The sequence below is a fragment of the Paenibacillus sp. EB106-06-01-XG199 genome, from assembly GCF_058791575.1.
The window spans coordinates 1,001,372-1,025,743 of sequence record NZ_JBYTDQ010000002.1; the positions used below are offsets into that span (position 1 = coordinate 1,001,372).

A 24,372-nucleotide genomic window follows, 5' to 3' on the forward strand; every position below is an offset into this window, starting at 1 on the left:
TTTTACTGGATCTTCTTGTCCTGCACATAAGGTGTCGACAGCAGGAAGGGAATACTGAACCGGATCAGGGTTCCCGGTGACAGCTGGAGGATCTCCAGCTCACTTTGGCCCTTGAAGAGCAGCCGCAGCCGTTCCTTCAGGTTGGACAGACCGATCCCCTTACGGGTCCGTGTCACCTGCAGGCGTCTGGATTCCTCCATGCCGATGCCGTTATCTCCGACCTCCAGCGTAAGCTGCGCTTTATCATTTCTGTAAATACGGATACTGATCTGCCCCCGTTCAGTCAGAGGCCCGACGCCATGGCGGATCGCATTCTCCACCAGCGGCTGCAGGCTCAGCTTCGGCACCAGCGCATACTCCAGCTCATCGTCAAAGTCGCAGGTTACCTCAAAGCTGCCCTGATACCGGATCCGCTGAATATGCAGGTAAGCCTGAACCAGCTCGATCTCGTCCTTGAGGTAGACCAGCTCAACCTCAGCATTCAGGCTGACCTCCAGCAGCTTGCCCAGCGACACGCACATTTCGGAGATCTCCTCATTCCCGCTGCGGATGGCGCTCCATTTCATCGTGTTCAAGGTGTTCAGCAAAAAATGCGGGTTCATCTGGGCCAGCAGCATATGGAAATGAACCGCCTCCTTCTGCCGCTCCTCTGCCTTCAACTGGGCAATCAGCTTATTCGTGTCATCCAGCATTGTATTGAAGGTCCGGGTCAGCTCCAGCACTTCGCCATGACTCCGGCCTTCGGGGATGCGGATTTTCAGGTTTTTGCGGACGACATCCTTCATCTTGTTCTGCAGATGCGACAAAGGACGGGTAAAGGTAGCAGAGATCATAAAGGCTATGAGTACAAATGCAGCTGTGAAGGCAAAAAACGTCAGGAAATAACGCTGCTTCAGCCCGGAAATTTCATTAAACAACACGGCCAGCGGAATCCGGTTGACCATATACCAGTCCAGCGACTCGATGTAGACATAATTGATCAGTGTGCCGGACTTGTCATCGGTAAGATACGCCTGTGCAGGATGGAGGGCTATTTCCCGGGTGATCTCCGGGGCCAGCACCGCTTTTTTGGAGGAGCGGGCCACAGTCTCTCCCTTGCCGGTAATCAGAAAATAATCCTGACTGCTCAGGGATTCCTTGAGGACGGACTGGAACCAGAAGGAATAATCGATACTGATCCGGGCCAGTCCGTAGCGGTTGCCTCCGCTGTCCTTCATATAGGCATAAAGCGAGAGCAGATAAGGGCTGGTGGATACCTCCCGCAGCATATTGTTCCCGTCCCGTGAATCCCACTGGTAGAACAGGCCTTGGGCTTCTGCGGAATCCAATGTTTGCGCTGCTGCTTCACCCGGGAGGGCAGCCTCTCTTTGGACCGTGCCCTGATCTGCTGGGACAACGCTCCCCAGATGGCGGCGGAAGAGCTCACGGTACGGTTCGTAGGCCAGCGCCTGTTTCGGCAAATAAGAAGTGTATACGCTCTCATGAAAGTCCAGCAGGGTGAAATATACGGAAGGATTGTATAGGAAAAAGCTGTTGTTGAGCATTTTGAATTTTTCTTCGATCAGCGCTTTATTCTCTAGAGGCGACCGGTTGCCTGGCTTTGTCAGAACACTGCGGACCGCCGAATCCTGTTCCAGAAAGATCAGCGTCTTGAAGGCTACGCTCATCTGATCCTCCAGCGTTCCATACATCTGCACCAGCTGCTCGTGGCTCTGCTGGCTGATTTTCTCCTCGACGAGGGATTCAATCTGCCTGTAGTTGTATACATTCAGCACACTGAACGGCAGAAGAATAAGGATGAGAAAAGCGCCGAACAGCCTGTATCTCAGCTTCTGGGGTATAAACATCTTCCAGTCCGGCTTCTTCATTTCCGCAGCTCTCTCCCTTCATTTGTGGGCTTATTATAACATCTGCAGGGGTCACCCGGCTGAAGCTGGAGGAAATTGCATTGTTTTGTCCCATTGCTCCTATAGACCGGGGTTATGATGCACAGATTTGTTCTATGCTTCTACAGCCTATGCCGTTTACGGTATTCCGCCGGACTCATCCCGGTGCTGTTCGTGAACACCCGGCTTAAATAGAATCCGTTCTCATAGCCGCATCTTTCGGCAATCCGGGCCAGGTTCAGTTCACTGTCCTTCAGCAGAAGGCGTGCTTTGGCCAACCGTAGCGATTTCAAATAGGAGGAAGGCGTCTCCTGAAAAGCTGCGCGGAAGCGCCGAGTAAACTGCACGGGACTGAGTCCCAGCTCCCGGGCGAGCTCCAGCAGGCTGAGCGGTTCAGCGGCTCTATCGGCAATGAGGGATGCTGCTTCATCCATCATTGCGTCTTCTGAGAATTTACGCCCTCCGGCTTCCGCCCGGCTCTCCATATGAACCGGCAGCCACAGGTCTTTAATAAGATGCTGCTTCCAATCCCTTGCTGCTGGACTATTGTCTTCACTGAGCTGGCGCAAATAGGCATAGGTCGAGCTTAAACGCTTCGTATCGCTAAGCTGCAGGAGCCCCGGCTGCGGCAGGCTAGCATCATTCTCCGGGGTGAACTGGATGTAATGGAAGGTGAGCGGTGTGATTGTCTCACGAATGAAGGGGGTTCCGGGAGGGCAGACGACCAAATCTGCAAACCCTGCTTCACCGCCATGTTCTCCAATTTCGAAGCGGAACAGCCCCTCCTCTACCGCAAAGGCGACCCAGGAATCATAGCAGTCGCTTGGCAGGGCAAAACTCGTCTTCTGCTTCCAGTAGATATGGTCCAGAAGTTTCATGGCTCCATCCCTTTCTCGAAATAAAGTATATGCTTAATGATATAATCGTGCATTTCAAAAGTAAAGCAGCAGCTTCATTATGAAATTATAGATATGCATTAAGAATATAATCCTAAGAGGTGCTCATTCATGAAGCAGGAGCTAGTGCAAAATGACATTACGGTGATCGGCGGCGGGCTGGCTGGGGTATGTGCGGCAATTGCTGCGGCGAGACTTGGGCAAAAGGTGGCTCTAATCCAGAACCGTCCTGTGCTCGGAGGTAATTCCAGCAGCGAGGTGCGGGTCTGGGTCTGCGGAGCAACAGCACACGGCACGAACCGCTACGCCCGGGAAACGGGAATTATGGGTGAATTGTTCGTGGAGAACCAGTATCGCAATCCGGAAGGTAACCCTTATCTATGGGATCTGGTCGTACTGGAGGCTGTCAAGGCTGAGCCCAATATCACACTCTACCTGAATACGGATGTCCATGAGGTTCTGGCTGAAGGTGACGAGCAGGAGCGGACGATTACTGCGGTCACCGGTTGGATGATGGGTTCGGAGCGGAGAATCACTTTTAAGAGCAGCATGTATCTCGATTGCACGGGTGATGGACTGATCGGATTTCTGGCCGGAGCCAAATTTGCCCTGGGGCGGGAAGCCCGGAGCGAATACGGCGAAGAGTGGGCGCCGGAGATCGCCGATGACATTACGCTGGGCAGCACTATCCTCTTCTATACCAAAGATACCGGCGTACCGGTGAATTTTGTGCCGCCTTCCTTTGCCAAGGACATCTCGCAGACGACGATTCCGATCCGCCGTGTCATTAAGAGCGGTGATTCCGGCTGCCACTACTGGTGGATTGAATGGGGCGGCGAGCATGACGCTGTTCATGACAATGAAATGATCCGCGACGAGCTGTGGTCGGTCATTTACGGCATCTGGGATTATATCAAAAATTCCGGCAAGTTCGGCGCTGAGAATATGACGCTGGAATGGGTCGGCTCACTACCCGGCAAACGTGAATACCGGCGGTTTACCGGAGACTATGTGCTGAACCAGAATGACATTATCGGCCAGCGCGAATTCGCGGACGGCGTAGCCTTTGGCGGCTGGTCGATCGACTTGCATCCGCCGCAGGGGATGTATGCCGACGCCAGCGGCTCCAAGCATATGCATGCCGACGGGGTATATCATATCCCCTTCCGCTCCCTCTATTCCGCCAATGTGCGGAATATGCTGATGGCCGGGCGCGATATCAGCGCCTCCCATGTCGCCTTCGGCACGACACGAGTGATGGCCACCTGCGCCGTGATCGGTGAAGCGGCCGGAACCGGAGCCGCGCTCAGCAGCCGCAAGGGAATCACCCCGCGTCAGCTGCAGGAGCGGCATCTGGAAGAGCTGCGGCAGACGCTGCTGCGCGGCGATGCCTCGATCATCGGGCTGCGCAGCAGCGATGAAGATGATGTCGCCCGCAAAGCGCGGACCACTGCCTCAAGCACGCTGGGCGTGATTGAGCTGGCCCAACCGGGCGAAGCTTATCCGCTGCAGCAGGATGCCGCTGTGCTGATTCCTGCGGATCCGGGAATCAGCGGCTTTCAGCTGCTGGTGGATGCCAAGCAGGCCACTTCGGTTACTGCCGAGCTGTGGGACACCGGGCGCAGGGAAAATTACGTGCCGCATACCCTGCAGGCAAGGGCAACTGCCCACGCCGTAGCCGGTGAGCAGCAATGGCTTACCTTCGATCTGCAGTGGCAGCCGCAGGAGCCGCAAAATGCTTTTATCATCATCAAGGCAAACGATGCGGTCAGTCTGTATCATTCGCAGCAGCCGCATAGCGGCGTACTCGTCTTCTTCAAGGATGAAGAGCCTCAGGTATCTAAGGATCTGGAGGACCACGCCACGGATCAGCCCGTGGTGTTGTGGAAGATGCGGGGCAAAGCCCGCCAGCCGTTCTGCTGCCGGATCGGGTCGCCGACCGCCGCCTTCGCAGCGGACAAAGCCGTAAACGGCTATCACCGCCCGTTCGGCGGGCCGCAGCAATGGATGTCGCAGCCGATGGCAGGCGGACAGCCGGAATGGCTGCAGCTGCAGTGGGATTCCGTGCAGTCCATCGCCGAAATCCACCTGACCTTCAACGATGATGTCAACGAAGATCTGGTGAACCTGCATCATCACCGCACGGCTTTTGCCATCATTCCCGAGTTGGTTCGTGACTACCGGGTAGAGGCGTGCGTTACCGGCGGGAAGTGGACTGAGGTTGCAGCCGGAAGCGATAACCGCAAGCGCAAGGTTGTCCACCGTCTGCCGAATCCGGTGCAGGCTGACCAACTCAGAGTACTGATTGATTCGACAAACGGCAGCCGCTATGCGGAGCTTATCGAAATCCGGGTATACGGGGCCGTTCACCAGTAAGCGGTCCGGCATTCCGCAAAGACAAAAAGCAGTATCAGACTTTCGTCCGATACTGCTTTTTGCAATCTGTCTTTGCGTTATTTCTTCGCGATATGCACCTTCAGCAGCTTGCCTTTTACCGTAGTGTCTTTCATCGCTTGCAGCACCAATGCGCCTTTGCCGTTCAGGATGTCTACGTAGCTGACGTTATCCTGGATCGTGATGATCCCGATGTCGTCTGCGGAGATGCCTTCAAGCTTCGCTATGGTGCCGACGAAATCGACGGCTCTGAGCTTCTTTTTCTTGCCGCCGTTAAAATACAGCTTCATGATATTCTCGTTCATGACCTCGGTTTTGCCCGCTTTGCGGACCTGCTGCTTGCCCAGCTTCAGATCGAAGGCCGGTTTGGCGTAGGCCACAGCATCGTCCGAAGGAGCTTTCATTACCGGCAGCCTGAAACCGATATAGCCCTCAATGTCCGCTACCCATTTGTGCTCATTCGGTGTAACGAGCGTGATCGCTTTGCCGCTTTTACCCGCGCGTGCGGTCCGGCCGGTGCGGTGGACGTAGCTTTCTTTTTCCAGTGGAATATCGTAATTGATCACATGGGTGATGTTCTCAATATCAATCCCTCTGGCGGCCACATCGGTGGCAATCAGATAACGGAACTGGCCCCGCTTAAAAGCATTCATGACCTCAAACCGCTCGTCCTGCATCATCCCGCCGTGAATCTTGTCCACCGGATACTCCAGATCGGCCATCCCGCGGAACAAGGCGTTCACCTGATCCTGGGTACGGCAAAAAATAATGCAGCTGTCCGGATTCTCCACGGTGAGCAGATCACACAGCAGCTGGAATTTGGCAGCTTGTCTCACTTCAATCAGCGCATGCTCAATCGACGCTGTCGTGATGCCGCTGGCTTCAATCTCAATATCCGCCGGATTCTGCATATATTTACGGCATAAATTCTTCACCGCCTCCGGCAGTGTGGCGGAGAACAGCATCGTCACCCGTTCCCGGGGCAGCTGCAGGATGATCTTCTCGATCTGCTCAATGAAGCCCATGCTGAGCATTTCGTCGGCCTCGTCGATAACAAGATATTTGATCCGCTGCAGCGGCAGCGTACCGCGTTCAATATGGTCGAACACACGGCCCGGCGTACCTACGACAACATGTGTCTTTTGCGTGAGTTCAATTTTCTGCGGGGCAAACGGCTGTTTGCCGAACAAGGCGACAGCCTTAATCCGTTTGAAGCGCCCGATATTAGTGATATCTTCCTTCACTTGAGCAGCCAGCTCGCGGGTTGGGGTTAGCACCAAAGCCTGCGGCTTGTTCTCCGCCCAATCCACCAGCTCGCAGAGCGGGATACCGAACGACGCTGTTTTGCCGCTGCCGGTCTGCGATTTCACGATCAAATCCTGCCCCTGCAAGGCTACAGGAATCACTTTACGCTGTACTTCAGTCGGCTCCAGATACTTCAGCACATCCAGTGCCCGGATAATCTCTTCATTCAAACCATACTCTTTAAACTGCAGTTCACTCATGTTCACTTCAACCTCTTCTATGCCGATTGTTCCGGTTCAAGCGGGGGTTCCCGCGTTCCTTCCATCTTGTGCATAGTTTCATTATACCAGTTTATGGCTGCCTTGATTCCATTCCTTATAAAATTGCTCCAGAAAGCCCAGCATAAAATCATGCCGTTCTTCAGCCAGCTTGCGGCCATAGGGGGTATTCATCAGGTCTTTCAGTTTCAGCAGCTTCTCATAAAAATGATTGACCGCTGTCCCCTTGGAATAATCGCGGTATTCCTTCTGCAGCGATTCATCGCGCGGCGCGATCTCCGGATCATACACCGGACGTCCCTTCGCACCCGAGAATACCATCGTTCTGGCAATGCCTATGGCGCCAAGCGCATCCAGCCGGTCTGCATCCTGCACAATCCGCCCTTCTAAGGTCGACATCGGTTCTCCTCCACCGCCGCTGAAAGACATCGTCTCAATGATAAGCATGATATGTTTGATTTGGGCTTCATCCGCCAGGTGTTGCTTTAGCCAGTTATGTACTTTATCCAGTCCCGCTTCCTTGGAAGGGTTCAGCTTCTCGTCAGCAACATCATGTAATGTCGCAGCGACCGTACAAATAAAAACATCCCCCTGCTCCATCTCCGCAATCAGCGCTGCCGTATTCCGCACACGTTCTGTGTGAAACCAGTCATGGCCGGTGGAATCTCCGGCCAGCTGCTCCTTCGCAAACCTTTCAGACTCGGCAATAAGTTGTGTATGATTCACAGTAAATCCCCCTTTTCGTTCAATTGATTATTCTAAACCATCTGCAGTATCACACTTGCATGGATTTTCACTATCCGCTATAATGTGCTGTAATCCAGTCTGAAAGGGAGTTGATTTCAGTGAACAGCACAAACAGCATTACCATCATACAGAATCAGCTTCATCATCACAAGCAGCGTTAGCACTCCTGAACATCTATCAGGGAGGGCTAACGCATTTCGCGTTTGACCTCCCTGCGGCATTCATAAGCGCGCAGGACCATGAGGTCCGGCGCGTTTTTTTATGCTGAATTATATTTCGAGGTTAAAGGAGCTGCTTAACATGCAAAACATTAAAGGAACCTACGATTATTTCGGCCGGGAGCAAGCGGTCAGACAAAAGGTACAGGCTGTGCTGCGCGGGCTGTTTGAAAGCTATGACTTTGAATCCATGGATACAACACTGCTGAATGAGCTTGAATTGCTGACCTCCAAATATGCCGGTGGAGACGAAATCCTCCGCGAAATGTACCGGCTTACCGACCAGGGCGGCCGCAGACTGGGACTGCGCTACGACCTGACGATTCCCTTTGCCAAGGTGATTGCCCTCAATCCGGGGATGGAGTTCCCCTTCAAGCGGTATGAGATCGGCAAGGTGTTCCGCGACGGTCCGGTCAAAAAAGGCCGGCTGCGCGAATTCCTGCAATGCGATGCCGATGTGGTCGGGATTGCCGGTCCGCAGGCTGAAGCAGAGCTGATGCAGCTGGCCGCCGAGGTATTCCGCAGACTGGATATTGCGGTGGTGGTCAAATGGAACAACCGCCGGTTCCTCGGCGAGATTCTGGAATCGGCAGGGGTCCCGGCGCAGGAGCACCTCTTCGTGATGCTGACCCTCGACAAGCTCGCCAAAATCGGCATCGGCGGCGTGCTGGCGGAGTTGTACGATAAAGGACTAACTCCGGAGGCCTTACTGGCGACTACCGCTTTGCTGGAATCCGGCAACCCGGGTTTTGAGGAGCTGACGCGCAAATATGGACTCGCCGGCCGCCCCGGAGCGCTGGAAGTTCTCGCTCTGAAACAGCTGATTGAAGAAATTGGCCTGGACGGCTTCTGTGTCTTCGATCCATTCCTGTCACGCGGCCTATCCTTCTATACCGGGACCGTCTATGAAATCTTCGACGCCTCCGGTGTTTATACGTCCAGCCTTGGGGGCGGAGGAAGATATGATTCCATCATTGGAAAGCTGGTCGGACGGGAGGATATCGAATATCCTACGGTTGGCATTTCATTTGGCATGGAGTCGATCATGGCCCTGCTTGGAGAGCGTCCGGTGCAGCAGGAGCCGCCTGGAGTATGGATCGTTCCCATTGGCGGGAATATGCCTCAGGTCTTGCTCGCCGCTGCAAGGCTGCGGGCCGCAGGCATCCGCATAACCGTAGATTCCGGTACCCGGAAGCTGAAGAAAACGATGGCCGCAGCCTCAGCAAAAGGCATCCGCTATTGTCTGCTGCTCGGCGAAAGCGAAGCCGCACTCGGCAAGCTCCGTCTCAAGGACATGTCTGCACACAAGGAGGAACTGCTTACCGTGGAGGAAGCAATTTCGCTCATTTCCAGCTAATTCTCCTGGACCCGCAAAATTCCCTCTAATCATTTCACTTCCTCGGGCTTAAGTCACCTCGAACAAAAAGGGAGCACTCTTTAAATATTCCCTGAGATACGCCTGGGAATATGGCTGCTGCTCCCGCAGTCCGGGGACTTCCGCCGGGTTCGAGGCATGATGGCTGTAATTTCCGATCATTATCATAATAAAAAAACATTCGAGTCTACGCACATATCCGCTTTCCAGCTTCTTCCGGCTTGCATAACCTTCAATAAACCGCTTGCGCTGCCCAGGGGAAAGCTCCAATAATGCGGCAGCCAGATCGTAGAGATAGTACCCGTAACCGCATCTCCCAAAATCTATCGGATAGGGCTGCTCCCCGGCAAACACAACGTTTCCGCTATGCAGATCTCCATGAATCAGTCCATATTGATCTTCGTTTGCCTCCATGTCCTCCAGTTCGGAGAGGATTTTTGCAGCAGCTAACTGATAAGTCTTCCACCCCGTTTCAGATACAAACCCGCTGTAATAACGTCCCAGCTTATCCATCTCACGCGTAAAGCTCTGCTCCCCCCATACAGGGCGGATAAACCCAGCCGGAGGAACGAATCCGGCAGCGGCGATGTGTAAGTCTCCCATCATAGCTCCCATATCGAATAATCTTTGGTCCGTCATTTGCCCGTCAGCAGGCTCCCCTTCGACCCAGCGGGTAAGTGTAACCCATAAGGAAGAGGCATCCTCCGCGGAATCTGCCTTGAGGATATAAGTGCCTTCTGTATTGGCCACCCCTTCCGGCATAGTCAGTCTCTCCACCCGGTTCAACGCCTGAAGCAGCATCAGCTCCGACTGAATCTCTGCATAGCTCATCCATCGCCCGTGCAGCCGCAGCAAATAGCTTCCGGTGCTTGCCGTCTCAATCTTATAAGTGATGTTATCGGACAGACCAATATATGAAATTGCGGTCCAATCCAGCCCATACTGCGGCAGTGCCCACATCACCATGCTCCTTGCCTGCTTCAACAGAAGCTGTCTATCCTCATCCGTATCACAGCGAAAAGCTTCGAACATTCTGCTTCCTCCTTAACGAATATGTCCGTTTATTATAATGGCAGCGCCGCTTTGCTAATAGATAGACAACTCTTCTAAAGAGATTATTGCACAAAAAAACCGCATCGGACTGTTCATCCCATACGGCATTTTGTGAATCTATTTTTTGCAGTAGATAATTTTTTTGATGCTGTCGTAGGACAGACAAAATTGCTCGGAAAGTTCACGGGCGGTAGCCCCGCCGGCATGCTGCTCCCTGATTTCATTGTTTCTCGCTGTCAGATACCTTCGGCTGCCCGAATTCTCGCCCCATTTCTTCCGCACGCCTTCAGGCTTCGGAATATAGAGCATTCCACCGTGAATATATTTCTGAATTTCCTTCAACAATACTTCCGGCAGAATCACATCTGCGTTAACATATTTCATTTATAGCCCGCTCCTTAAAATTAGTAAACGTTTTAAGGGAGCAAAGTCTATGGGAGAAACAATTATCTTCAACAAGATAACTTATGCGGTAATCTGCTTACAGCTCTATACAAACAACCGCGGTTGTTAATCTATAGACTTTGCATAGAGCTGTGTGCCGAAACTTGTCATGGTCCTGTCTCCCTTCCGCTCAAATCCGGCAATGCTTACATTTAATTTACCATAAAATGACTTGAAGATGAAGACGCAGACCTTTCACCCCTTCTTTAAGAAGGCCTTATTATACCTTCATCTGTCTCTTCAAGTACCACTCCCGGTAGTCCTTGGGATTTCTGCCGCTGTACTTCTTGAAGGCGCCTATAAATTCGTCTGTCACGGAATAACCTGCCAGCATTGCGATCTCAGAGCATTTCAGTGCATTTTCCCGCAGCTGCTGCTCAGCCTGGGCCATTCTCAATTTAGTGACATAGTCGTTCAAAGGAATGCCAACATGCATTTTGAATATCCGGCTGAGCTCGGCTTCAGATACATGAAATAACGCTGCGAGAGATGGAGCTTTCAAGTCGTAGGCAAAATGTTCTTTCACGTATTTCCTGATAGCCTCGGCCAGCTCTCTTCCACCGGATGCCTGCGTCCTTCTCACTTCCGCCATGACCAGCTGCCCTAGTTCCAGCAGCAATTCCTTTGCATGTTCACTCGATGTGCAGGCGGCAAGCGTCATTTGGCTGTTCCATAAATATTTTTGGAGCGTAGTGCCTCCGTATTCAAATTTCCCTGCAGCTCCACCTAGAATCAGCAGCGTACGCTGCGCCAAAAAGCGGCAAACCTCAAGTTGAGAGGCCGCACCATCCTCCAGAGTGAACAAGGAATCCAGCTCCAGACGGAAAGCAGCACTAGCTGGCTGTTCTAGACTCAACGTCAGCCTCTGCACCGTTGCCTGGTTAAATGCAGTCAACCGGTCACCGGCACGGCTCTGGAGAACCAGCCCTATTGTGCCGCTGCCGGGAATAGCGCTGCGGCTCCCGCTTAAAGCCAGTAAACACGAGGCATAACCGTTCTTTAACCGCTTCAGTCCTTTGTGCTCAGCACCGATTCCTGCGGCAAGCCCCAGCCTCAATTTGCTCTCGATATTCTGCTCAAGCTCTCTGGCGAAGTGCTCAGCTCTGTCATTCTTATGTGACGCATTGTCTTTCATGACAATCAAGAAATACATTACCGGGCTAATGCTTCGGGCATCGCAGAACGGATACACGCCCTTCGACCCTGCAGCCGTCCTGCGGCATATCTGCTGGAAATCCTTATAAAGCTGATTCCGGCGCTTCCGTGGCTCTCCTATTTCTCCTGCCGGAATCTGCAGCTCTACGGCTGCAAATTGCAGCTTCACTCCCTCATCGGCCAGCGGATGGAGCTGAAGCTGCCGCAGCCGTTGTTTCACCTTCTCCGGACTGAGCCACGCTTCCCGGACCATCTGCAGCAGAAAGCTCTCCTGCATAAGCCGGAGCTGATCCAGCCTGCGTGTTTCTCTATCTTTAACGGTTAACAGGGGTAACGCTAATCTTACGCCATACCCATTCAACTCTGCTTGATTATGGCTGTATTCCTTCTCTTCGTCCCCGAGTGTTATCTTAATCATTACATCCCCCCCATATCAGCGGTTCTCTGCTGTATCCTAACCATAGTATGGTCAAAAATTGGATGTACCTATCAATAGATGTAATGATGATGAACAAAAAAAAGAACCCCGCCAGTGTGGGCGGGGTCTAAGTTATAGCTTTATATTTTAAATTTCTCCACCAGTCCCTGAAGCTCTTTGGCGCTTTGCGTATTTTCGTCGGCCATCTTCGCCTCATCGAATGTCTTCTCTACAATATCCGCCGTCTTCTCGGCAATATCCTGCACGCCGATTGCACCTTCGTTGACAGTAGCTGCCACCTCATTCACCGCAATCGCGATACTTGATACCGTCTGATCCAAGTGATCTGCGGACTCCTCGAACTGGTTCATGAGCGTGTTGATGATGGAGGCGTCACTGTTGTACTGTTCGCTGACCTCTGTCAGGCGCTCATAATCACCCAGCACATTATGGTCAATAAACGTAAGCATGGCTTCAGAATTTTCTTTCATCTGCTCTACGGAAGAGTATACATTCTTGACGACATCCTGAATTCCCGCTGCCGTTTCGGAGGATTTCTCTGCCAGCTTGCGGATTTCACCCGCAACTACCGCAAATCCCCGCCCTGCTTCGCCCGCGCGGGCAGCTTCAATCGCCGCATTTAAGGCGAGCAGATTGGTCTGGCTGGTAATCGACAGAATGGTATCTGCCAGGAGATTGATTTCATTGATCGCGCCCGACTGCTCAATCGCCTTCTCCATTTCGATACGCACCGATTCGTAAATCCGCTTGGCATTGTCCGTAGACTGCACGGCGTCATGCTGCAGCACCAGTGCCCGCTCGATAATTTGGCTGGTCACTTCCGTCCCTTCCTTGACCTTTCCGGAGATCATTCGGACATTGTTCTCGATCTCATGAATCGCTGCTGTCATCTCCTCTGTTGAAGCTGCCGTCTCTTCCATACCTGCCGACAGCTGCTCCGTCGTGGCTGAATTGTCATGCGCATTCTCTCTGACATCAATGGACAGCTTCTCCAGCGTTTCCGCATTGTCCAGCACCTTCGTGGAGATGGTGATCAGGCTTTCAGCCATTTCCCGGAGTACAGCGCGGGTATGGAACATGGCTTTGGCAATGATTCCAGTTTCATCTTTGTTCTTCAACAGATACTCATACTGCGCATCGTATTTGAGTTCCAGCTTAGCGGTCTGGTTAATCATCTCTGTCAGCTTGATAATCGGGGAAGAAATTCTGCCGGCAACAAACAATCCAATGATCAGAGTCAGCAGCAGACTCCCCAGACCAAGCAGGATAATATAATGCGTCATATTGTCTACAGGCTGCATGACCTCCCCGACATCACCAGTCAGCACCATTGTCCAGTTCGTTTCGGGAATGACGGTATAAGCAGCTTTTTTCTCCGCATCACCGATGCTATACTGCACTTTGCCGTCTTCAACCTTCTCTCCGGCTTTCACACGTTCCACAACAGCCTTGATCTGCTCATTCTCGACAGGCAAGCCAATCTTCGTCTCATCGGGATGATACAGTATATTTCCGGTCTCATCTACCAGATAGACGTACGAGGAAGGGGCATTTGCCACATTGGCACCGGACAAGTATTTGATAATACTATTCGCATTGACAGCCGAGGCGACAAAGCCGATCATTTGGCCGCCGCTGGTCACCGGTTGCACAAACGCTACAACATAAGCCCCTGTAGCTTTCGATTTCAAAGTTTCACTGATGACCGGGGCACCGGTCTCAATCACGCGCTTTGCATAACTTCTTTCGCTGAAATCCGTACCCACCAGCGCCGTGTCGCTATCTGCTACCGCAATCCCCTTCATATCGGATACAAATATATGTTCAAGATTGCCGGCATCCTTCACGATGCCTTGCAGCCTGGTGTTCACTTCGGCCTGCAGCTTATCTCCATCTGCTATTCCGCCGGTTTTGTTTTGTTGCAGCAGTTCAATAATTTCGGTCTGTCCGGCCACCAGAGCCATACTACGTTTCTCTTTATCAATCATGGCCGCTATGGTTTCCGCTTTATTGGTGTTGACTTGCTTCATTGCAGATTCGGTAAGGCCCAGAATGGTGTTAGTGGATTTGCTATAGGTGAAAGCCCCCATGATTACAGTAGAAAGCAGGGTAACGGCAATCATCATAACTGACAGCTTCATACGAATTTTCATAATTTTCTACGTCCTTTCATACTGGTCTTATAGTCCTGGTTATCTTCCTATTTCTATGTAATTTGTTACATTTATTATCGGTATTCCTATGAAAACAGTGAAGATGAGATGTAGAATTTCAGAAAATAATAGCGTATTTCGTCGAAGAAAACAGAAAATTACATTCTATATCATTTTTATACAGTTCAAAAAAAGCAGGCCGGAAAGATATTCCGCCTGCTTATCGTTATATTACTTCTATGAGGAAATCTTCGTTTCCGTTGGAGACACTAAGGTTGACTGTGCTACAGTATCTTCGGATTGCATGCGTCTCACCCTTCTGCGGATTACAAATCCTGAGCATGCGGCCAGAATCTGCTGGAAGAGCATCCCGGAAATGACCGGGAGCGCAACAGCAGGAGGGAAATACTTCACCGCCAGCACAGCCCCCGCGCTCAGGTTGCGCATTCCGGAGTTAAACTGCACGGCCACCGAATTTTCATAATCCCAGTGAAAGCGGCGTGACACTAAGGCTCCGATCACATATCCTAGCACAACTGTTCCAAAGGTGACGAATAGGATCAGCGCGAGTTTGCCGTCCGGATGCTTTAAATACCGGGCAATACTGGCGCCGTTAATTGATACAACGATAAAAAGTCCTACTTTGACAAATGGAGCCAGCGGCGGACCATACACTTTCCCGGCCGTTCCCTTCGTCCATTGATTCAGCAACATTCCTGCCAGAGAAGGCAATACGACCATCCACAGCAGCCCCTTCATCATTTCCCCGAGCTGGATTTCCACGCTTGCCCCCATTAGCAGATGTAGTGTACCCGGTACAATCAGCGGTGACAGCAAGGTATCAATGAGAATCAGCGCCAGCGTAAGTGCCACATTGCCGCCATGCATGGATACCCAGACCACGCTGACGACTCCAGTCGGTATGGCGAACAACAGTACATAACCCGTAACCGTATAGGGATCGCCAGGAAAAAAAGCCTTCGCCGCAATCCAGCCGATCAGCGGCATAACCACATGCAGAATGACCATCAGAATAATCAGCTTCTGCGGTTTGAGCAGTACGGCCAGCAAATCGCGAAAATTAGACTTGAGACTGCCAATTAGTGTCATGAAGGCAAATATCCACGGCACCAGCCAGGTAAAGGGCAGAAGCCTACTCTCGTTCAGAACGCCAAACGCGATAGCAGCCGGTGTCAGCAGCGGCATTATTTTTTCCAGCAACGTATTGGAACGCAGCAATCCATTCCTTATTCCATTGAGCATCTTCTTCTACCTTCATGTATGCAGCGGCATACAAGCCTTCTCCATAGATTTCACATTACAGACTCTATTGAAATCTTAACAGATTCTCATGATGTCTCTGCCTGTTAATCATGGCAATTTGCAGAAAACTACGCCATGCTGTTCGCAATCCCCACGACAATCCAGGACAGAATCAGGATTACATTGCCCCATAGCAGCAGTTTCTTGGGGGCTGCAAACCCTTTCCACTCCCCGTCTCTGAGACCCCAGGCATTGCTGATAATTAAGGACAAGCCGTTAAAGGCGAGCCCCCTTAGCGACATAATCTTTGTAAGTCATTGTGGGATGAAATTCACAATAAATATCTCACGCTGATCTATCAAACCGGCAGCAAAAACAGACCGCAGCTGGAATGCCGCGGTCCTGTCTGCTGCTGAGCTGCTGAACCGGCTCTTTCAAGCTGAATCCGGTTCGTCACAGCTCTCTATAGGCCTTGCGGAAACAAAGCGTCCAGCGCCGGGCAAGGCTGCTTCTCCAGAAACTGCGAGAGCGGCTCAGGCATGTTGCTGTACAGCTCGTTCAACAAGGTTCCCTGATAAATGTTGCCGATGATTACCGGGTGGCAAAGCTCGGAGATCAGAATATCGCCGTTGCCATGCAGGTGCAGCTGTTTCTTGCCTTCTATGCAATGCGGGAAATATACCCCGGGCTGCTCCTGGAAACCAAGTGCTTCCATAAAGCGGTCCATACAGGTGAAGTAGAGCGTTGTATCTTCTTTTTTGCGTTCAATCAGCTCATTCACGGCATTCTTCAGCTGTTCGCGGGCAGCAATGGCTTTCCAGCCGGTATGGCCCATGATGATGCTGTTCTGAATCTCGTGAGTTCTAACACCCATAGAGTAGACATGATCGCTGATTTCTTTCATATTGTCCTGTGTTTCATTGAACAGCAGCGTTTCCAGCACGACGTCCACACTTGTCTTGGCGAACATCGTGATGTTCTCTCTGATTTTGTCATAGACGCTTGGATGAATGTTGTAATAACGGGAGAAGGCATCCGCTGTCGTAAAGTTGAACGAAATATGGATCGTAGTCAGCCCGGCAGACACCAGTTGTTCGATGCGCTCCGCATTCAGCAGACTGCCGTTGGAGTTCAATTGGGTCTGGATCCCCCGCGAAGAGCAGTAGGATACAATTTCAACGCAGTCCTGAAACTTCAAGGTGACTTCACCGCCGGAGAGGCGGACCCGCTTCAGCCCGGGAAGCTCCTCCAGGATACGGATAACCTCCTTGCCATTAATGCTCTGCCCGTCGTTTCTTTTATATGCACAGCAGTAATCACAGCGGAAATTGCAGTTCGAGGTCACGCCAACCTCCAAACCTTCCAGTTCATACGTCAGCGGTTTGTCCAGCTCCAGTGATTTATATTTCATACTCATGTTTGATAAGCCTCCTGAAAATAAGATTTCCTGCTCAAGGGTCAACCTTAGAGATTATAAAGGTTTGCAGCTCAAGTTAATGTGATATTTGTTGTATAAAGAACGCAATCTGCATTGCTGCCTTCCCTGAAAATAGCAAGAAGAGGCTGCCCGGCGGGCAGCCTCTAGTTCCAAACCGACTATTCATCTATCTTCAACCTTCAGATCCAATCTATGATTTCCGGCAACTCTACCGTTCTACAACTCTACCGATTTGCTCATCTCATTCCAAACAGGCTGTCCGATCAGTCCAAGCCGCCAGATGGCGATGCCTTTGAGGCCATACCGTTTGGCCAGTCCAATCTTGGCGTTGACGGAGGTTGCATTCTCACTGTATACGGAGATTCCGAGCACCAGCTTACTTTTATCCACCTGCTGCAGGGCCAGACGAATGCCTTCATCCACTTTGTTCATCGGCTCCGGACCTGACTCATCCTCATACGCATAAGCCATAATCACCAAATCATCAGCCAGCGATGCCAGCGTCTTATAATCATACCCTTTGTAGGAGCCGTTCAGCGGGGGAAGAATAACGGTCAGCTTAAGACCTGCCGCCCGCGCCATTACGGATAATTTTTTGACAAAAACATTATATTGGCTCTGTACCAGCTTCTTGTCGCCGGTCATCCCCAGCCCTTCCAGATCAAGCCCGATTCCCTTAAAGCCTTTCTGTGAAGCCAAATCAACAATGCTGGTAATCGTCTTCTGCTGAAGCTCAAGATCTTCCATATTCTTGGTCAGCTCCAGCTCTTTGTCCCCGGAATAAACCATCAGATAAGGCGTGGTGCCTCCGGCAGCGGCATTCTGGACGATGGACTCCGGTGTCACATCGCCGTCAGCCTTCGGCCACCAGAAATCCGTACTGGCCGTAGTAAATTGTCCGCTGCGGTCGATCCGGCTCCACCCAAAGGCGATCGCGCTAAAATCAGGAATACGCGAAACCTCGCTATAGGCTCCCTGCGCATAAAATCCGAGCGTATACATATCCTTCTTCGGCGAAGTGATCGATACAGTTTTGCTCGCCTGATTCCAAGATACCGCTGCGCCAAATTGCTGGCCAAAGAAGCTGAGCGGGATCATCGTGGTGCCCCGGATATTTTGCGGAGCTACAGCCAGCTTCACGGTTGCGCCGTTCACCGCTGCATTTTTGCTGCCGAGTGTAAGGATAACCTTAGTGTTCCCGGCGGCACCGCTTGTGGTTGCTGTGATTTTACGTGCGGCCTGGTCCCATACCACCGGAATTCCCAAAGCTTCCGCGATCGCCCGGAACGGAACCATCGTTGTTCCGCTCATCACCGCAGGTTCAACCGGAAAAGGCAGCGGATATCCGTCCAGCATAATGCTGACACCCGCCGGGGCAGCCTGAGTCGGCTGGGCAGGCAAAGCGGCAAAGCCGCTTACAGAGATTGCTGCACATAATAGCAGCTTCGTTAAGCGTTTCATGTATAAATTCTCCATTCTATGATAGGATGACGAGTCTCTCAAACCTAGTTCAGTTCCGTCTACCATTTTACCAAAATAGTTATTTTTAGCAAATTAATAGATTGTAACTATCACATAAACGCGCTCAAAAAGACGCCGACGGCCCGTTCCGCATCCACATCAACGGCAACCTCTATGAATTCACCGGCTTTGGGCTGTGCCCACAAATCGGCAACGACCATTCCGGCGGTATGCTCACCCCGGGTCTCCAAGCGGACCTTCATCTGGCGGCAGGTCAGCAGGTCCGGCTGCAGCGCAGCCATCAGGGCCAGCGGATCATGCAGCGGTGCCGCACCTATCAGATAATTCGCTTCACGGTAGAAATTAAAATAATACTTCAGGGATTCGTCCATGAAGTCAATCAGGGCTTTGTTCTCTTCCTTGCCGAACTGCCTCAGAAGCTCCAGATGCTCTGTTGTGATGAGCGTCTTCAGCGTAACATCCAGCCCGACCATCAGCACGGGAAGCCCGGAGGTGAATACACGGTCGGCCGCTTCCGGATCTCCCCACAGGTTCGCTTCCGCAACCGCCGTAACATTGCCGGGCTTAAAGACGGTACCGCCCATGGCGACTACTTTCTTAAGTTTCCCGGTTAGAGCCGGGTCCAGATCAAGCGCCAGCGACAGGTTGGTCAACCGTCCCAGCGTTACGAGTACAATCTCGCCGGGATTCTCATCCGCCAGGCGGACAATAAATTCGGCTGCCGTTTCCAGCACCGGCCGCTGAGACGATGGAGGCAGCTGAACACCGCCAATCCCGTTCCCACCGTGCACATGGGTCGAGAAGCCGCCCAGCTCGCGGACGAGGGCTTGGGACGCGCCAAGGGCTACGGGAATCTCATAACCGGGATTGGCCAAAGCCAGCAGCCTGAGTGTATTATCTGCCGCCTGAGCGACATCAATATTCCCGAATACAGTAGTGATTCCTTCCACAACCACATCTGGAGTCCGCAGGGCATATAATATGGTCAATGCGTCGTCAATGCCGGTATCACAATCAATAATTATGCGGGTTGTACTCATCTCTATTTTTTCCACTCCCATTATGTATCCATATCATAGATTTCATCTTAACACGGGTATCCCAAGGGCTCAATGCCAGGACTGGTCAATGGGATACATTAAAATGAAAGCGTATCAGCAGGCGCAAAAAAGCCCGCCGTATCCTCTGAACATGGCAGTGTTCAAAAGAGATACGGCGGGCTTATCGCTAACGCGTAAATTCCCTTATTTTACATAAGGTGCTGCAGCCTGACTGAAACGCTCCAGTGCTTCGGCCAGAATAGAACGCGGGCAAGCCAGATTAATCCGCAGATGCCCTTGTCCCTCCGTGCCAAAGACTGATCCTTCATTAAATGCCACTTTGGCTTCGCGGTACATCAGATTCTTCAGACCCTCAGTGTCCAGTCCAAGTGCGCGGCAATCGATCCACAGCAGGTAAGTAGCCTCTGGCGTCATTGGTTTCACCTGTGGCAGGTGCTCCGCGAGGTAGCCGATGGCATATTCCGCATTGCCGCTGATATGCTGTATAAGTTCATCCAGCCATTCTCCACCTTCATTGTATGCCGCTTCCACAGCCTCTGGTGTGAAAAAAGCCGACATGTGCAGGCTGAGCGTCTTAAGCTTGTACTCAAATTTCCGCTGCAATTCCGGATTGGAGGTTACGATGTAAGAGGTCTGCAGGCCCGGCAAATTAAACGTCTTGGTAGCGGCCAGCGTGGTCAGTGTAATATTCGACAGCTCCTCCGACAAGGAAGCGAACGGAATATGCTTGTGGCCCGGCATAGCCATATCACAATGGATTTCATCCGAGATCACCGTTACCCCATACTGCAGGCACAGTTCTCCAAGACTCAGCAGTTCTTCCCGCTCCCACACCCGGCCTCCCGGATTATGCGGGCTGCACAGCAGCAGCAGCTTGGCGCCACCGGCCATCAGCTCTTCCAGTTGGACATAATCCATAACATAATGGCCGTCTTCGAGTTTCAGCGGATTAATGGCCACCTTGCGGTCATTCATCCGGATCACATCATAAAAAGGATAGTAGACGGGCGACTGCAGAATCACCTGATCTCCCGGCTTGCTGAACAGCTCTACCGACAGGCTGAGCGAGGTAACGATTCCGGGGGAATCCGTAATCCAGTCCTTTTGAATCTCCCAGTCATGGCGTCTGCGGTACCAGCCGGCAATCGCCTCTTTATAGGAATCACTCGTCACGCTATAGCCATATATTCCCTCCTGAACGCGCCGCAGAATCGCTTCTTTCACGGCAGGCGGGCTCTCAAAGTCCATATCCGCTACCCAGAGCGGAAGAATCTCCTTGTCTCCGAACAGCTTCTCGGACTGATCCCATTTGTAGGAGCGGGTATTGCGGCGGTTAACTACTTTGTCAAAGTCATACTTCAAGTGAGGTTCCTCCATCCATTACGGCTTTTCAGATTATTGTATCACAGGGAACATCTTCAGGCACCTCTCGCATTAACTCCTATCCATCAAGTGGAAACGGCTCGCCGTCTTCAAAAGGACGGTATCCGTTTCAGCGGGAAATAGAAGGATAATTTATAGCGTGAAGCATATACATTCTATATTTCAAAAAAGGCCAACCGGATTCCTCCGATTGACCTTCAACTTCACTTCTCCACCGGAACCCGCTGGATTGACTTCCCTACCTGCTTCAGAATCTCCGCCATCGAAGCCGCATCATTCACATCATAATCGTCAATATTCAGGCGCAGCACCGGGCAGGCGCTGAACTCGCCAATCCACTGCGAATAACGCCCGTGCATATGCTCCCAGTAGGAGACATCGGTCTGAATTTCCATCTCGCGGCCACGTTCATTGATGCGGGTCAGGATCGACGGCAGGCTGCCTTCAATATAGATCAGCACGTCAGGATGCGGGAAATAGGGCGTCATCACCATAGCCTCGTACAGGCTGGTGTATGTTTCGTAGTCCGTTTTGGACATTGTGCCCTGATCGGCATGCATTTTAGCGAAAATTCCGGTGTCCTCATAAATGGAACGGTCCTGCACAAACCCGCCGCCCAGCTCGAACATTTTCTTCTGCTCCTTGAAGCGTTCGGCCAGGAAGTAGATTTGCAGATGAAAGCTCCACCGTTCAAAATCATGGTAGAACTTCTCCAGATACGGATTGTGGTCTACCTGTTCCAGCGAAGTCTGAAAATTGAGACGTTTCGCCAAAGCTCCGGTCAGTGTGGACTTTCCGACACCTACCGTACCGGCTACTGTAATAATTGCGTTATCAGGGATGTTGTATGGGTTCATTTCATAAGCTCCTTTAGGTGGTCGGCGATTGCGGCAAAGTCTTCTTGGTTTCCCACAAAATCTACCTTAGTTCCGTCGATGGTCACAATAACGGTTGACGGTTCGCTGACGGCCAGAGAAGCCATCGCATCGTCGTAATCCTCTATTAATTGCTGCAGATATGCAGGAGCAATCTCCTCTTCGAACGGGCGGCCGCGCTTGGCGATTCTGGTAAGCAGCGTATCAAGATCCGCTCTGATATAAAGAATGATATCCGGTTTCGGCAGATCATCAGTCAGCACATGATAGATTTCGCGGTATTTGTCACGTTTGGTGCCTTTCAGCGTCCGCTCGCCAAAAATCAGGTTCTTATAAATATGATAATCCAAAATAACCGGCTTGTTCTTAGCGATGTACTCGTTCACGGTATCTTCAAGCTGCTTATACCGGTTGCAGAGAAAGAACATTTCAAGCTGGAAGCTCCAGTCGTCCATGTTTTGATAGAACTTGTCCAGGAACGGATTCTCCTCCACAATTTCTTTGATGACCGGAAGCTGCAATTCACCGGCCAGCATCGTGGCAAGTGTTGTTTTACCGGCTCCGATCGGGCCTTCCACTGCTATAAAGGGTGCATGTTTCATTAACGCTGATTTCCTCCTCAGGTACGGACAATGCCGGGTAAAGCATGCTGTGATTATTCCATTAAAAAACAGACTAAACTATTGTATCACAGGAGGGCTTTCTGTGAACGGATGAATTCGTGATTTTTACAATCATGAGGTATTAGATCGGTTAGGAAACTTTTTAACCAGTCCTTGCGTCTAACCTTACAGATTGTTTTATTTCCTATATAAGTCAATTACGCAAATTACCGAGGAGGATTTCCGTGAAGAAATGGACGATGACTTTATGCTTGTTGCTGAGCTTAACCGCTTCAATGGCTTCAATACATGCATCTGCTGCCGGGACTGCCGGGACTGCCGAAACTACTGCCACAACAGCCGCAGCAACAGTGCAGGCAACTGCCGGCATTAAGTCCTATGGACCAGAATACCTGATTAAAAATGACGGAAGCCTTTGGATATGGGGTGGCACTAAATCGGTGCCTACTCTGCTTCCGGGGCTGAAGGATGTACAAGCCGCCTATGGGTTTGGCCTACAGGCCGGAGGGCTGGCTGTAACAAAGGATAATGCCGTGTGGCGGTGGCAGACCAACCCTAAGACTCTGGCGGTGGAAGTCACTCCTGTGCAGGAACTGACCAGTCTAACAGAACTTTCTACGCTTTGGAACCGCTACATAGCTATAGATGGAAATGGCGCGGTATTCAGCTCTCCCCGAGTATCAGACGAAGACAAATCCCCCCTCTTTACAGCTGTTCCCGGCATAGATAATGTCGCTGCGGCGAATGGTTATAATGAATGGGATGGAAAGAAAGGCTGGGAGCGTATCAACTTCCTGAAAAAAGATGGCACTGTATGGACCTCCCGCGATGAGCTGTCCACCTTTGAGCCTGTCCAGAATTTGACCGATATCATCCGGCTGACACAGCAATATGCACTTAAAAAAGATGGTACACTTTGGACCTGGCCTATACAGTCCTATGACTCCGCTGATTCCGGAAAGCCATTTCCGTCTGTCCTATCCGCTTCTCGGGTGAGCGGATTGACAGATATCCGCTCGATTCATGGCAACTCGCGGACCATGCTGGCCATCGATGGTCAATCACGCCTGTGGTTCTGGGGCTCCACCGTAACGGGCTGGTCCGACGGAACCAATTATCATGAGCAGAAAGTTCCCGTGTGCTTTACAGGCATCAAGAACGTGACCGGTGCCTACTTCATGGAACGCTCAATCGTCGCCCTGACTTCGGATGGCAATGCTTACTCTGCCTCCCTTGAAGGCGACTCCATGCCAGCGGCTGTGAAGTTCACCCTCCTGGCCTCTGATATCACATCTATTCAGGAAGGTGAGCGTCATCTAATTTTGCAAAAAAAAGACGGGTCCCTCTTTGGCTGGGGCGTCAACAAAGACGGACAGCTGGGGTATGGTGAGTATGAGTTCAGCTATAAAACTCCCGTTCCCGTGCAGAAGCCGATTGCCGTATCCTTGAACGGCGAAAGGGTTACTCTAACGAACGGTGTAATTACCCGGGGCGGGGAGAATTTTATTCCACTCCGTTCATTGTTTGACAAGCTGGGGGCGAATGTCTCCTACAAAGAAGATACGAAGAGTGTCCCTTCAGGCAAAGCAGGAGGCACAACAACCACTGTGGATAAAAAAGTGACGATTACCCGCGCCGCCGGTGATAAACCCGCCATCTCCATCACCATCAATTCTGTTACAGGGGTTACGACCGTGAACAACAAAACGGTAACTCTTGCAAACCCGCCGTTTGTCGTATACGGGACGATTTACCTGCCGCTGCGCTTTATCAGCGAACAGCTTGGCGCAACAGTCAATTGGATGCCGCAGGAAGAGGAGATTGCAATCACCTACAAATAGATCTCCACGGTCTCAACCTTATCTTTTAGCCGATCTAAAGCCAGTCCAAAAGCAGAAAGCGGGCCTCCGCTCCACTTTTCGTGGAAGCAAGGTCCGCTTTTTCCTGGGGTTTATCAATTCAGG

General features: G+C 51.6%; 19 protein-coding genes. 3 read left to right on the plus strand and 16 right to left on the minus strand.

The window, feature by feature from the left end; translation table 11 throughout:
- Positions 1-2 precede the first annotated feature (2 nt).
- Together AC3WT9_RS10580 and AC3WT9_RS10585 are read right to left on the minus strand one after the other, a co-directional pair.
- Entirely contained in the window at positions 3-1,868 is a 1,866-nt protein-coding gene (locus AC3WT9_RS10580) for a sensor histidine kinase (protein WP_341091750.1), read from the minus strand.
- Positions 1,869-2,008: 140 nt separating this feature from the next.
- Entirely contained in the window at positions 2,009-2,764 is a 756-nt protein-coding gene (locus tag AC3WT9_RS10585) for a helix-turn-helix domain-containing protein (protein WP_341091749.1), read from the minus strand.
- A gap of 129 nt (positions 2,765-2,893) precedes the next feature.
- On the opposite strand from AC3WT9_RS10585, the gene AC3WT9_RS10590 reads away from it, so the two are divergent.
- Positions 2,894-5,158 carry an FAD-dependent oxidoreductase gene (locus AC3WT9_RS10590; RefSeq protein ID WP_341091748.1) on the plus strand — a complete coding sequence of 755 codons (2,265 nt, stop codon included), beginning with the start codon at positions 2,894-2,896 and terminating at the stop codon, positions 5,156-5,158.
- A 77-nt stretch (positions 5,159-5,235) separates the two neighbouring features.
- Here the strand turns inward: AC3WT9_RS10590 and AC3WT9_RS10595 are convergent, their stop codons facing one another.
- Entirely contained in the window at positions 5,236-6,681 is a 1,446-nt protein-coding gene (locus tag AC3WT9_RS10595; RefSeq protein WP_341091747.1) for a DEAD/DEAH box helicase, read from the minus strand.
- 81 nt (positions 6,682-6,762) lie between these two features.
- The gene (locus tag AC3WT9_RS10600; RefSeq protein ID WP_341091746.1) at positions 6,763-7,425 is read right to left on the minus strand and encodes an HD domain-containing protein; all 663 of its coding nucleotides are present in this window, start codon (positions 7,423-7,425) and stop codon (positions 6,763-6,765) included.
- Positions 7,426-7,746: 321 nt separating this feature from the next.
- Here AC3WT9_RS10600 and AC3WT9_RS10605 point away from each other — a divergent pair, with 321 nt between their 5' ends.
- Entirely contained in the window at positions 7,747-9,021 is a 1,275-nt protein-coding gene (locus tag AC3WT9_RS10605; RefSeq protein ID WP_341378146.1) for a histidine--tRNA ligase, read from the plus strand.
- 48 nt (positions 9,022-9,069) lie between these two features.
- Here AC3WT9_RS10605 and AC3WT9_RS10610 read toward each other — a convergent pair whose 3' ends face one another.
- The 12 genes from AC3WT9_RS10610 to AC3WT9_RS10665 all read right to left on the minus strand — a co-directional run bounded on the left by AC3WT9_RS10610 (position 9,070) and on the right by AC3WT9_RS10665 (position 22,387).
- A complete protein-coding gene (locus tag AC3WT9_RS10610) occupies positions 9,070-10,071 on the minus strand; it encodes a phosphotransferase enzyme family protein (RefSeq protein WP_341091744.1) in 1,002 nt (333 codons plus the stop codon).
- A gap of 138 nt (positions 10,072-10,209) precedes the next feature.
- Complete coding sequence (locus AC3WT9_RS10615) at positions 10,210-10,476, minus strand: CD3324 family protein (protein WP_341091743.1); 267 nt, start codon at positions 10,474-10,476, stop codon at positions 10,210-10,212.
- Between the two features lie 280 nt (positions 10,477-10,756).
- A complete protein-coding gene (locus tag AC3WT9_RS10620) occupies positions 10,757-12,109 on the minus strand; it encodes a helix-turn-helix transcriptional regulator (protein ID WP_341378144.1) in 1,353 nt (450 codons plus the stop codon).
- A gap of 140 nt (positions 12,110-12,249) precedes the next feature.
- A complete protein-coding gene (locus AC3WT9_RS10625) occupies positions 12,250-14,283 on the minus strand; it encodes a methyl-accepting chemotaxis protein (protein ID WP_341378142.1) in 2,034 nt (677 codons plus the stop codon).
- Between the two features lie 237 nt (positions 14,284-14,520).
- On the minus strand, positions 14,521-15,546 hold the full coding sequence (locus AC3WT9_RS10630) for a bile acid:sodium symporter family protein (protein WP_341378141.1): 1,026 nt from the start codon (positions 15,544-15,546) through the stop codon (positions 14,521-14,523).
- 128 nt (positions 15,547-15,674) lie between these two features.
- Positions 15,675-15,818, minus strand: a complete 144-nt coding sequence (locus AC3WT9_RS10635; RefSeq protein WP_492407566.1) for a hypothetical protein — start codon at positions 15,816-15,818, stop codon at positions 15,675-15,677.
- Between the two features lie 191 nt (positions 15,819-16,009).
- Complete coding sequence (locus AC3WT9_RS10640; protein ID WP_341091737.1) at positions 16,010-16,963, minus strand: radical SAM protein; 954 nt, start codon at positions 16,961-16,963, stop codon at positions 16,010-16,012.
- A gap of 237 nt (positions 16,964-17,200) precedes the next feature.
- Positions 17,201-18,445 carry a stalk domain-containing protein gene (locus tag AC3WT9_RS10645; protein ID WP_341378139.1) on the minus strand — a complete coding sequence of 415 codons (1,245 nt, stop codon included), beginning with the start codon at positions 18,443-18,445 and terminating at the stop codon, positions 17,201-17,203.
- A 110-nt stretch (positions 18,446-18,555) separates the two neighbouring features.
- The gene (locus AC3WT9_RS10650) at positions 18,556-19,506 is read right to left on the minus strand and encodes a nucleoside hydrolase (RefSeq protein ID WP_492407567.1); all 951 of its coding nucleotides are present in this window, start codon (positions 19,504-19,506) and stop codon (positions 18,556-18,558) included.
- 204 nt (positions 19,507-19,710) lie between these two features.
- Positions 19,711-20,889 (minus strand): MalY/PatB family protein, encoded by a 1,179-nt coding sequence (locus AC3WT9_RS10655; RefSeq protein ID WP_492407568.1) that lies wholly within the window; start codon positions 20,887-20,889, stop codon positions 19,711-19,713.
- 224 nt (positions 20,890-21,113) lie between these two features.
- Positions 21,114-21,767, minus strand: a complete 654-nt coding sequence (locus AC3WT9_RS10660) for a deoxynucleoside kinase (protein ID WP_038589434.1) — start codon at positions 21,765-21,767, stop codon at positions 21,114-21,116.
- Positions 21,764-22,387 carry a deoxynucleoside kinase gene (locus AC3WT9_RS10665; protein WP_492407569.1) on the minus strand — a complete coding sequence of 208 codons (624 nt, stop codon included), beginning with the start codon at positions 22,385-22,387 and terminating at the stop codon, positions 21,764-21,766. The genes AC3WT9_RS10660 and AC3WT9_RS10665 overlap by 4 nt, the downstream gene beginning before the upstream one ends.
- Before the next feature lie 245 nt (positions 22,388-22,632).
- Here AC3WT9_RS10665 and AC3WT9_RS10670 point away from each other — a divergent pair, with 245 nt between their 5' ends.
- Positions 22,633-24,249 carry a stalk domain-containing protein gene (locus AC3WT9_RS10670; protein ID WP_492407570.1) on the plus strand — a complete coding sequence of 539 codons (1,617 nt, stop codon included), beginning with the start codon at positions 22,633-22,635 and terminating at the stop codon, positions 24,247-24,249.
- Positions 24,250-24,372 lie beyond the last annotated feature (123 nt).